Below are 9,896 nucleotides of genomic sequence, written 5' to 3' on the forward strand. Positions count from 1 at the left end.
AGACAGTGGCGTAGCAGACCAGCGCGTCGAGCCCGGCAAAGGACTGGGCAAACACCCGGTAGTGCCTGGTCAGGGTCGCCGTCGAATAGCAGTAGAATGGCGTGCCGATCTGTGCGGCGATGTCGGGGATCGCCACGTCCTCGGCATGGAGCACGCCGTCGCGGTAGTCGAAATGGTTCACGAGAGTGGTTCCGGAAGTTGGGGCGCGATGAGATCGGGTTGAAAGGCCCGGCTCTCGTCGGCTCTAGATCAGCGGGTCGAGGATGAATTTCTTGTCCTTGACCGGTTTTTCCGGCTCCGGCGGCACGGGCTGGTGGGCCTTTGAGGCATCCTTGCGCGCCTGCACGGCCGCCTCATAGGGCGTGTCGAGAGCGCCCCTCCTGCCGCAGGCCGAAACGGCCGCGATCGCAACCAGCAGCGTCAGCGTCACCAAAATCCTGCTTCCGGTCATCGATCCATCCGTCCGAAACGTTTGTCAGCCGCCGCTTTTAGCCGAGTTCTCGGCGCATTGCACCCCGGATATTGCTCGTCGCAATATCCGAGATATTGCCCGTTGCAATATCCGGGATATTACTGCTCGCAATATCCGGCATTACGCTTTCGCCAGTCGCTTTTTCCAGGCGCGGATCTGCTTCCTCACTTCCGACGGCGCGGTGCCGCCGAAACTGGTGCGGCTCTTGACCGAGTTCTGCACCGCCAGCACCGAAAATATGTCGGCCGTGATGCCGGAATTGATCGACTGCAAATCCTCCAGTGAAAGCTTCTCCAGCCCCACCTTCTTGTCTTCGGCCAGCGCCACCGCCCGGCCGGTGACATGATGCGCCTCGCGGAACGGCAGGCCGAGCGTGCGCACCAGCCAGTCGGCAAGGTCCGTTGCTGTCGCGTGGCCGGAGCCGGCGGCCTTCTTCATCGCGGCAGCGTTGACCGTCATGTCCGAGACCATGCCGGTCATCGCCGCCAGCATCAGGTCGAGCGTCTCGGCGGCGTCGAACACCGATTCCTTATCTTCCTGCATATCCTTGCCATAGGTCAAAGGCATGCCCTTCATCACCGTCAGCAAACCGACCAGATGGCCGGTGACGCGGCCGGTCTTGCCCCGCACCAGTTCGGCGGCATCGGGGTTCTTCTTCTGCGGCATGATCGAGGAGCCGGTGGAAAACGAGTCCGACAGCCTGACGAAGCCGAACTGCGGCGTCGACCAGATGATGATCTCTTCAGCCAGCCGTGACAGATGCGTGGCGCAGATCGCGGCAAGAGCGAGGAACTCAAGCGCGAAATCGCGATCCGAGACGCCGTCGAGCGAATTGCGCATCGGCTCGCGGAAGCCGAGCGCCTTGGCGGTCCGGTGACGGTCGATCGGGAAGCTGGTGCCGGCGAGGGCCGCGGCACCGAGCGGGCTTTCATCCATCCGCTCGATCGCATCGCGCACGCGCGACAGGTCGCGCGAAAACATCTCGACATAGGCCATGCAGTGATGGCCGAAGGTCACCGGCTGGGCCGCCTGCATATGGGTAAAGCCCGGCATCACGGTCGCGGCATGCTCCTCGGCCCGCTCCAGCAGCGCCTCGATCAGCCCTTTCAACGCCTCGGCGACGCGAAAGCATTCATCCTTGACCCACAGCCGCAAATCGACCGCGACTTGATCATTGCGCGAGCGGGCGGTGTGCAGCCGGCCGGCCGCCGGGCCGATCAGATCGGCGAGGCGCGCCTCGATGTTCATGTGGATGTCTTCGAGCCGTGTCGAAAACTCGAAGCTGCCGGCCTCGATCTCTTTCAGGATCGTGTTCAGCCCGTCAGCGATTTTTTCTTGGTCGGCCGCCGAAATAATGCCCGTTTGCGCCAGCATCTCGCTATGGGCGATCGAGCCTTTGATGTCCTGCGCATAGAGTTTGCGGTCGAAGGAGATAGACGCGTTGATCGCTTCCATGATCGCGGCCGGACCCGAGGCAAAACGTCCGCCCCACATCTGGTTGCTGGTTTTCTTGTCGCTCATGGCTATAACCCGTGCTTCGGAGCAGTTTTGAGAAAATGGCAGACGGTAGTAGATTCTTCCCGGCCCCGCGCCTGATCCTCGCCGCCTTGGTGGCGGGCGCGCTGGCGGGCGCGGTCGCGGTATATGTCAGCGAGAGCCGGTCTGGCAACAATGCACCGGCACAAGCTGCCGTGGGTGACAGCAGGGACGACGTGACTTGCGCGGCCAAGAGCGACCGCGCCAAGAAAGTCGCGGCGTCGGCCACCGGTGAGGTTGCGGCACTTTTGCCGGCCGATCCGCCTCAATCCATGAAGAGCCTTGCCTTCAATGGTCCGGACGGCAAGCCGATGACGCTTGCCGATCATGCCGGCAAGACGGTGCTGCTCAATCTGTGGGCGACATGGTGCGCGCCGTGCCGTGCCGAAATGCCGGCGCTCGATGCGCTGCAGAAGGAAAAGGGCAGCGACTCCTTTGAAGTGGTCGCCGTCAACGTCGATGCCGGCGACGATGTGAAGCCGAAGAAGTTCCTCAGCGATACCGGCGTCGCGACGCTCGGCTATTACCGGGATTCGACGATGACGCTGTTCAACGACCTCAAGAAGCGCGGCTTGGCGCTAGGCCTTCCCGTCACCATGCTGATCGACGGCGAGGGCTGCCTGATCGCCCACATGAACGGCCCGGCCGAATGGTCGGGGCCGGACGCCAGGCGGCTGGTCGAGACGGCACTCAAGCCCGAGAGCCTGTAGTCTAGCGTGTGGCTAGCGCGGGTGCGGGCGCGAAGGCCAGAACGCTTCTGTCGCGCAGGCTGGCGGGTTTGCTGCCGACAGCGGGTGCGACGACGCCGGTCAGATCGCCGAATTCCTCGATGAGAGCCGGCTTGCCGATATAGTAGCCCTGGCCGATCTCGCAGGCTTCGGCGTCCAGGAACTTCAGTTCGCCGAGCGTCTCGACACCCTCCGCCAGAACCGGCAGGCCGAGCCCGCGTCCAAGTCCCAGGACGGCGCGCACGATCGCCGCGACCTGGCCGTTCTTGTCGACGGACTTGATGAATGAGCCATCGATCTTGATCTTGTCGAAGGGAAAGGCGCGAAGGTTGGAGAGCGAGGAATAGCCGGTTCCAAAATCGTCCATGGCGACGCGCACGCCTAGCGCCTTGACCTGCCGCAAGGTGGCCAATGCCCGCGGCATGTCCTTGACAAGCGCCGTCTCGGTGATCTCAAGCTCGAGCCTGCCGGGCGCCAGGCCGGAATTCAGCAAGGTTTCGTGGACCTCGCGGCTGAAATTCGTGTTGTGGAGCTGCACCGCCGAAACGTTGACGGCCACCGTCAGCGGATTTTCCCAGCGGGCGGCTTCCTCGCAGGCGGCCGTCAGCACCCATTCGCCAATCTGGCCAATGGCGCCGCTGTCTTCGGCGACCGGGATGAATATGCTCGGCGAGACGTCGCCGCGCGTCGGATGCCGCCAGCGGACCAGGGCTTCGAAGCCGACCATCTTTCCGCTGCTGATCTCTTTCTGCGGCTGGTAGACGAGGTAGAACTCCTGGCGTGCGACCGCCTGGCGCAGTTCGTGCTCCATCACGCGCTTGTCGCGGGCCTCGGCCCCCATCGAAGCTTCGAAATAGCGGTAGGTGTCCTTGCCTTCGGTCTTGGCCCGGTAGAGCGCCGTATCGGCGTGGCTTATCAGGCTGGCCTGGTTTTCGGCATCCGATGGATACAGCGCAATGCCGATGCTTGCCGACACAAGGCCGCCGCCGACAGAAAGCCGGTTTTCCTCGCGCATGGCGGTCAGCACGGTGTTGGCGATACGGCCCGCCTCCAACGGGTCGGTCAGGTTCGGCGCGATGATGGCGAACTCATCGCCGCCCAGCCGCGCCACCATCTGTCCTTGGCGAAGAATGCCGGTAACGCAGTGCGCAACCTTCTGCAGCATGGCGTCGCCCGCGCCGTGCCCATACAGGTCGTTGACCTCCTTGAACCGGTCGAGATCGAGCAGCAGAAGCGCAAGCTGGCCGCCTTTCCTGGTCCGGCCCATCGCAGCAATTTCCGTCTCCAGCCGGCCGGAAAAGCTGCGGCGATTGGCCAGTCCGGTCAATGGATCGAAATGGGCAAGCCGCAGGATCTCCTGTTCCGCCTTCTTGCGCTCGCGAATGTCGCGGACCGCAACCACGTTGTGAGGCTTGCCACAATAGTCGATGCTCCTGGCGATCAGCTCGACAGGAATGCTCGTGCCATCGCGGCCGCTCAATTCGGCCTCCTGCGGCTGTTCGCCGAAGCCCGACATATCGGATCCGAAGAGATCGCCAAGCTGCATTCCGTTCAGCGTCGCTGTTGCGATGCCCGTCAATGTCGCCATGCTGTCATTGGCACTGATGATGCGGTGGCCGTCGCAGACGATCAGCCCCTCCACGGCGGCATTGGCCAGACCGTGCATGCGGTCTACCTCGAGCTTCTGGCGACGGAAGCGCAAATCGATCCACAGCGCCGATGCCGACAGAACCAGGATCACCAGTGTGGCGGCGGCGGCCGCAAAAGCCTGCGAGGTCGGCTCGATCGTGTATTCGGATATGACGATCGAGGGATCGGGGAAGATCGAGACGGCACCCATACCGATGAAATGCAAGGTGCAGATCGCCAGCGTCAGCAGCACCGCGCCGCCGGATGTCGCCTTCAAGGAGGGACGGCGCTGCACGACACGCAGCGCCAGCGCCGCGAGCGTTACGCCGGCCAGAAGGGAAATGGCGACAAGCAACAGGTTCCACTCGATGCGGCCCTGAACCTCGAACGCCGCCATACCGATGTAGTGCATGGCCGCGATACCGCCGCCCAGCACGGCGCCGCCGACGAGATGATAGTCGAACTCATTCCGCAAGGTGGCGATCCACATGCCGGCTGCCGTCAGAGTGACCGAAGCAGCGAGCGAAAGCACGGAAAGTGCGGGATCGTAAGCACTGGGTATGCCCGGTGTGAATGCGAGCATGGCGATGAAGTGCGTTGCCCAGATGCCGAAGCCGGTCGAAGTGGCCGCGATCATCAGCCAGGCAAGCCGGTTCCGATCGGTGGAGCGGCTTATGTGATGAAGCAGGTTGACGGCAGAGAAACAGGAAATTCCGCAGATCAGCGCGGCGAGTGCGACCAGTCTCAGATCGTGTTCGTTGACGATACAATTGTAGACCGTCAGCATTTTATTTCACCTGATCTTTGGAAATAAACAGGGCAGCAGGATTGAGTAGCGCTTTGCCGTTGAGGGATCGATAAAGTCGCCTGCAACCTTGGCGTGTCTCTTCGGGTTGCAGCGGCTGCAATCAAGGCTGCCACCCCGAAAGCTAGCTTGGCAGTTCCGACGGCAGTTCCTGGCGCTCGTCGTCTCGCTAAGCCGGCTAGCCGTGTGGCTTTCCATGCGTCCAAGCGGAGGCGAGGGTGGCGTTGGGTAAAGGGCGAAGTTCGTCGATCTGCAACAAAACCGTTGTCTGATTGTCACGAGCGACACATATTGCCTTTGCGGGAGTGCCCCCTTTCGCCAATGACAAACGGGAGATGAAACATGAAGTCCTTCGGCTTCGCGGCCGGTGTTGCCGCTACCTTTATGATGCTTTCCTCAACCTCCGCTTTTGCTGTCACGCAGATCAGTTGGTGGCACGCCATGACTGGCGCCAATGCCGAAGTTGTCGACAAGATCTCCAAAGATTTCAATGCCAGCCAGAGCGACTATGAACTTGTTCCGGTGTTCAAAGGCACGTATCCCGAGACGCTGAATGCCGGCATCGCCGCCTACCGTGCCGGCCAGGCGCCCGACATTATGCAGGTGTTCGACGTCGGCACCGGCGTGATGATGGCAGCCGAAGGCGCAATCAAGCCGGCAGCCGATGTGTTGACCAGCGCTGGAATGACCTTCGACAAGAGCCAGTATCTGCCAGGCATAGTCGGCTATTATTCGAAGCCGGACGGCACCATGCTCTCCTTCCCCTACAACTCCTCCTCGCCGATCCTTTATTACAACAAGGATATCTTCAAGAAGGCTGGTCTCGACGTCGACAGCCCGCCCAAGACCTGGAACGAGGTGTGGGAAGATGCCAAGAAGATCAAGGCGAGCGGCGCGGCCGCCTGCGGCTACACCTCGACCTGGCTGACCTGGATCCATCTGGAGAATTTCGCGGCCTGGAATGACGTGTCATGGGCCACCCAGCAGAACGGTCTGGCCGGCGGCGATGTCGAGCTCAAGATCAATGCGCCGATTTTCGTCAACCACTTCCAGGCGCTGGCGGACCTCGCCAAGGACGGCACTTTCAAATATGGCGGCCGCACCTCCGAAGCCAAGCAGATCTTCCTCGCCGGCGAATGCGGGATCATGACCGAATCCTCCGGCGGCCTTGGCGATATCGTCAAGTCCGGCATGAATTACGGCATCGGCCAATTGCCCTATGACAGCGACGCCAAGGGCGCACCGCAGAACACGACGCCGGGTGGCGCCAGCCTGTGGGTTTTCGCTGATAAATCCGACGAGGAATACAAGGGCGTCGCGGCCTTCTTCGCCTACCTGTCGAAGACCGAGGTGCAAGAATACCTGCACCAGAAGTCGGGTTATCTGCCGGTAACGCTTGCCGCCTATGAAGCGACCAAGAAGTCCGGTTTCTATGACAAGAACGTCGGTCGCGAGACCCCGATCCTGCAGATGACGGGTAAGGCGCCAACCGACAATTCCAAGGGCGTACGTCTGCCGAACCTGCCGCAGGTGCGCGATATCCAGAACGAGGAGTTCGAAAAGATGCTCGCCGGCCAGCAAACCGCGCAGCAGGCGCTCGACAATGCGGTTACGCGTGGCAATGCGGCGATCAAGGAAGCGCTGGGGAATTAGAGCGAGCGCAGGTCCTTGCTCTACGGCGCATCCACCTGTCCTGCCAGGCATCTCCCCTCGGCGAGGGGAGTTTTGCCGTCGCTTGCGATTTCGCCAACGGTCGATGAAGCCCAATCCGAAACGCTCATCAAAGCCATCTTGGCGAAGAGGGATGCCACATCGTGCCGCCCGCCTCATCACCTCGGAGTGGCTCCATGACCCCTCGCGTCGTGTTTCCCAACAAGATCCTTCCCTACCTGCTGGTGGCGCCGCAACTGGCCATCACGCTCGTGTTTTTCTACTGGCCGGCCGGTCAGGCGTTCTACCAATCCATGCTCAGGCAGGATCCGTTCGGACTGAGGACCAAGTTCGTCTGGTTCGCCAATTTCAGGAAAGTGCTTGCCGATCCGGCCTACCTGAACTCGATCAAGGTCACGGTGGTGTTTTCCCTTGCGACCGCTATCGTCGCCATGTGCGTGGCGCTCCTGCTTGCGGTCATGGCAGAGAAGGTGGTGCGCGGCAAAGGTCTTTACCGCACGCTCTTGATCTGGCCCTACGCGGTGGCGCCGGCGATTGCCGGTATGCTGTGGCTGTTCCTCTTCAACCCGTCGATCGGGTCGCTGGCCTACATGCTGAGGAGTTTCGGCATCGCTTGGGATCCATTGCTCAACGGCACCCACGCCATGATCCTGCTGGTGTCCGCCGCTGCCTGGAAGCAGATCAGCTACAATTTCCTGTTCTTCGTCGCCGGCCTGCAGGCGGTGCCGAAAGCCTTGATCGAGGCGGCGGCCATGGACGGCGCCGGCGAGACCAAGCGATTCTGGACCATCGTCTTCCCGCTGCTTGCGCCGACGACCTTCTTCCTGCTGGTCGTCAACACCGTCTATGCCTTGTTCGACACGTTCGGCATCGTCCATGCCGTCACCGGCGGCGGTCCAGGCAAGACGACTGAGACGCTGGTCTACAAGGTCTACAATGACGGCTTCGTCAACCTGATCCTCGGTGACTCGGCGGCGCAGTCGGTCATCCTGATGGTCATCGTCATCTCGCTCACGGCCATCCAGTTCCGCTATGTGGAACGCAAAGTCCATTACGGCTGAGGGCGAGCGATGATCGGCCAGTCACCGCTCCGCACCGTCATCGCCCACGCCGTGCTGATCCTCGGCATATTGATCGTCGCCTTCCCGATCTACTACACGTTCGTTGCCTCGACGCAGACGCTGCAAACGATCCTCAGGCCGCCATTGCCGCTCCTGCCCGGCGATCAGTTCTGGAACAATTACACCGAAGCGCTGTTCGGCGGTGTCGGCCGTATCGGCGGCGTCAGCGTCGGCAGGCTGCTGCTCAACACCACGGTCATGGCGCTCGGCATCGCGGTGGGAAAGATCTTCATCTCGATCCTGTCGGCCTACGCGATCGTGTTTTTCCGCTTTCCGCTGCGCATGACCTTCTTCTGGCTGATCTTCATCACCTTGATGCTTCCCGTCGAGGTGCGCATCCTGCCGACCTACAAGGTGATGGTCGATCTCGGCATGATCGACACCTATGCCGGCCTGATCATTCCGCTGATCGCCTCGGCCACCGCCACATTGCTGTTTCGACAGTTTTTCATGACCATTCCAGGTGAACTGGTGGAGGCGGCGCGTGTCGACGGTGCGGGGCCGTGGCGCTTCTTCTTCGATATCCTGTTGCCGCTGTCGCGGACAAATATCGCGGCGCTGTTCGTCATCCTCTTCATTTATGGCTGGACACAGTATCTGTGGCCGTTGCTCGTCACCAACAGCAGCAACATGAACACGATCGTCATCGCGCTCAGAAAGATGGTCTCCTTCGCCGATGCCGATACGCAATGGCACCTGGTCATGGTTACAGCGATGCTGGCCATCGTGCCGCCGATCCTGGTCGTGGTGCTGATGCAACGCTGGTTCGTTCGCGGCCTGGTCGATTCCGAAAAGTGAGAAGCTGATGGCGACCGTCGATCTGAAGGATGTGAAGAAGGTCTACCCCAGCGGTTTCGAGGCCGTGAAGGGCGTTTCAATCGCAGTTCCCGACAGGCAGCTTTGCGTGCTGGTCGGCCCATCGGGCTGCGGCAAGTCCACGCTGCTCAGGATGATCGCCGGGCTCGAGACCATCTCCTCGGGAACAGTTGCGATCGACGGCAAGATCGTAAACTCAATCGGTCCGACCGAGCGTGACATCGCCATGGTGTTCCAGAACTACGCGCTCTATCCGCATATGAAAGTCTACGACAACATGGCCTATGGGCTGCGCAACCGTGGCACGCCGAAAGATGAGATCGACAGCCGGGTCCGCGCGACGGCGAAAATACTGGAACTTTCGGCGCTGCTCGACCGCCGCCCGCGCGAGCTTTCCGGCGGCCAGCGCCAGCGTGTCGCCATGGGCCGTGCCATTGTGCGCAACCCGAGGGTTTTCCTGTTCGACGAGCCGCTTTCCAATCTCGATGCCAAATTGCGTGGCCAGATGCGGGTCGAGATCAAGAACCTGCAACGCTCGCTTGGCGTCACGTCGGTCTATGTCACGCATGACCAACTCGAGGCGATGACGCTGGCCGATATCCTCGTCGTCATGAATGCCGGACTGGTCGAGCAAATGGGGGCGCCGCTCGATGTCTACGAAAGACCGGCCTCGACCTTCGTTGCTTCCTTCATTGGCGCTCCGCCGATGAATCTCCTGCCCCTTTCGCAAGGGCCGGCTGGTCCGGCGCTGGCTGATGGCAAGACGATTGAATTTGCGCCTGCAAACGCCGTCACGCTCGGCTTCCGCCCCGAGGATGCCGACGTCACCTTCGGGGCCGAGGCGCCGTCCGGCGCGCTCGTCCTGCCGGCGCTGGTCGAGGCAGTCGAACCGGTAGGCGCCGAAAGTTTCCTTCACTGTGCGGCAGGCGGCAACCGTATCGTCGTGCGTGTCGCGGGTCGCGCCACCGCCACGGTCGGCAACCAATTGCGCGTGGTTGCCAAGGCAGAAAAGTTGCACTGGTTCGATCAGGCAGGAAAGCGCGTCGTCTAATTCAAAAGATATGCCCAGAGCGTTTCACCGTTTCACGGAAACGGCGAGCTGCTCTAACTCTTTGTTT

General features: G+C 61.5%; 8 protein-coding genes and 1 pseudogene. 5 read left to right on the forward strand and 4 right to left on the reverse strand.

Going from position 1 to position 9,896, the window contains the following annotated elements; all coding sequences use genetic code 11:
- The 3 genes and pseudogenes from EN750_RS06740 to argH all read right to left on the reverse strand — a co-directional run.
- Positions 1-181: pseudogene (locus EN750_RS06740) on the reverse strand (diaminopimelate decarboxylase); the annotation flags it as partial.
- A 63-nt stretch (positions 182-244) separates the two neighbouring features.
- Positions 245-451, reverse strand: coding sequence for a lipoprotein (locus tag EN750_RS06745; RefSeq protein ID WP_023811112.1), 207 nt, complete (start codon positions 449-451; stop codon positions 245-247).
- 141 nt (positions 452-592) lie between these two features.
- Positions 593-1,993 carry an argininosuccinate lyase gene (argH, locus tag EN750_RS06750; protein WP_127395969.1) on the reverse strand — a complete coding sequence of 467 codons (1,401 nt, stop codon included), beginning with the start codon at positions 1,991-1,993 and terminating at the stop codon, positions 593-595.
- Between the two features lie 35 nt (positions 1,994-2,028).
- Here argH and EN750_RS06755 point away from each other — a divergent pair, with 35 nt between their 5' ends.
- Positions 2,029-2,718, forward strand: a complete 690-nt coding sequence (locus EN750_RS06755; protein ID WP_127395970.1) for a TlpA disulfide reductase family protein — start codon at positions 2,029-2,031, stop codon at positions 2,716-2,718.
- A 1-nt stretch (position 2,719) separates the two neighbouring features.
- Here EN750_RS06755 and EN750_RS06760 read toward each other — a convergent pair whose 3' ends face one another.
- Positions 2,720-5,152, reverse strand: a complete 2,433-nt coding sequence (locus EN750_RS06760; RefSeq protein ID WP_127395971.1) for an EAL domain-containing protein — start codon at positions 5,150-5,152, stop codon at positions 2,720-2,722.
- 360 nt (positions 5,153-5,512) lie between these two features.
- Between EN750_RS06760 and ugpB the strand changes: the two genes are divergently transcribed.
- The 4 genes from ugpB (at position 5,513) to EN750_RS06780 (ending at position 9,829) form a co-directional block, all read left to right on the forward strand.
- The gene (gene ugpB, locus EN750_RS06765; RefSeq protein WP_127395972.1) at positions 5,513-6,823 is read left to right on the forward strand and encodes a sn-glycerol-3-phosphate ABC transporter substrate-binding protein UgpB; all 1,311 of its coding nucleotides are present in this window, start codon (positions 5,513-5,515) and stop codon (positions 6,821-6,823) included.
- Between the two features lie 194 nt (positions 6,824-7,017).
- Positions 7,018-7,902 (forward strand): sn-glycerol-3-phosphate ABC transporter permease UgpA, encoded by an 885-nt coding sequence (gene ugpA / locus EN750_RS06770; protein ID WP_023811118.1) that lies wholly within the window; start codon positions 7,018-7,020, stop codon positions 7,900-7,902.
- 9 nt (positions 7,903-7,911) lie between these two features.
- Positions 7,912-8,760 carry a sn-glycerol-3-phosphate ABC transporter permease UgpE gene (ugpE, locus tag EN750_RS06775; RefSeq protein ID WP_027038136.1) on the forward strand — a complete coding sequence of 283 codons (849 nt, stop codon included), beginning with the start codon at positions 7,912-7,914 and terminating at the stop codon, positions 8,758-8,760.
- Positions 8,761-8,767: 7 nt separating this feature from the next.
- A complete protein-coding gene (locus EN750_RS06780) occupies positions 8,768-9,829 on the forward strand; it encodes a sn-glycerol-3-phosphate import ATP-binding protein UgpC (protein ID WP_127395973.1) in 1,062 nt (353 codons plus the stop codon).
- The last annotated feature ends 67 nt before the right edge of the window (positions 9,830-9,896 follow it).

This window comes from Mesorhizobium sp. M7A.F.Ca.ET.027.03.2.1 (assembly GCF_003999175.1).
Taxonomy (GTDB): domain Bacteria; phylum Pseudomonadota; class Alphaproteobacteria; order Rhizobiales; family Rhizobiaceae; genus Mesorhizobium.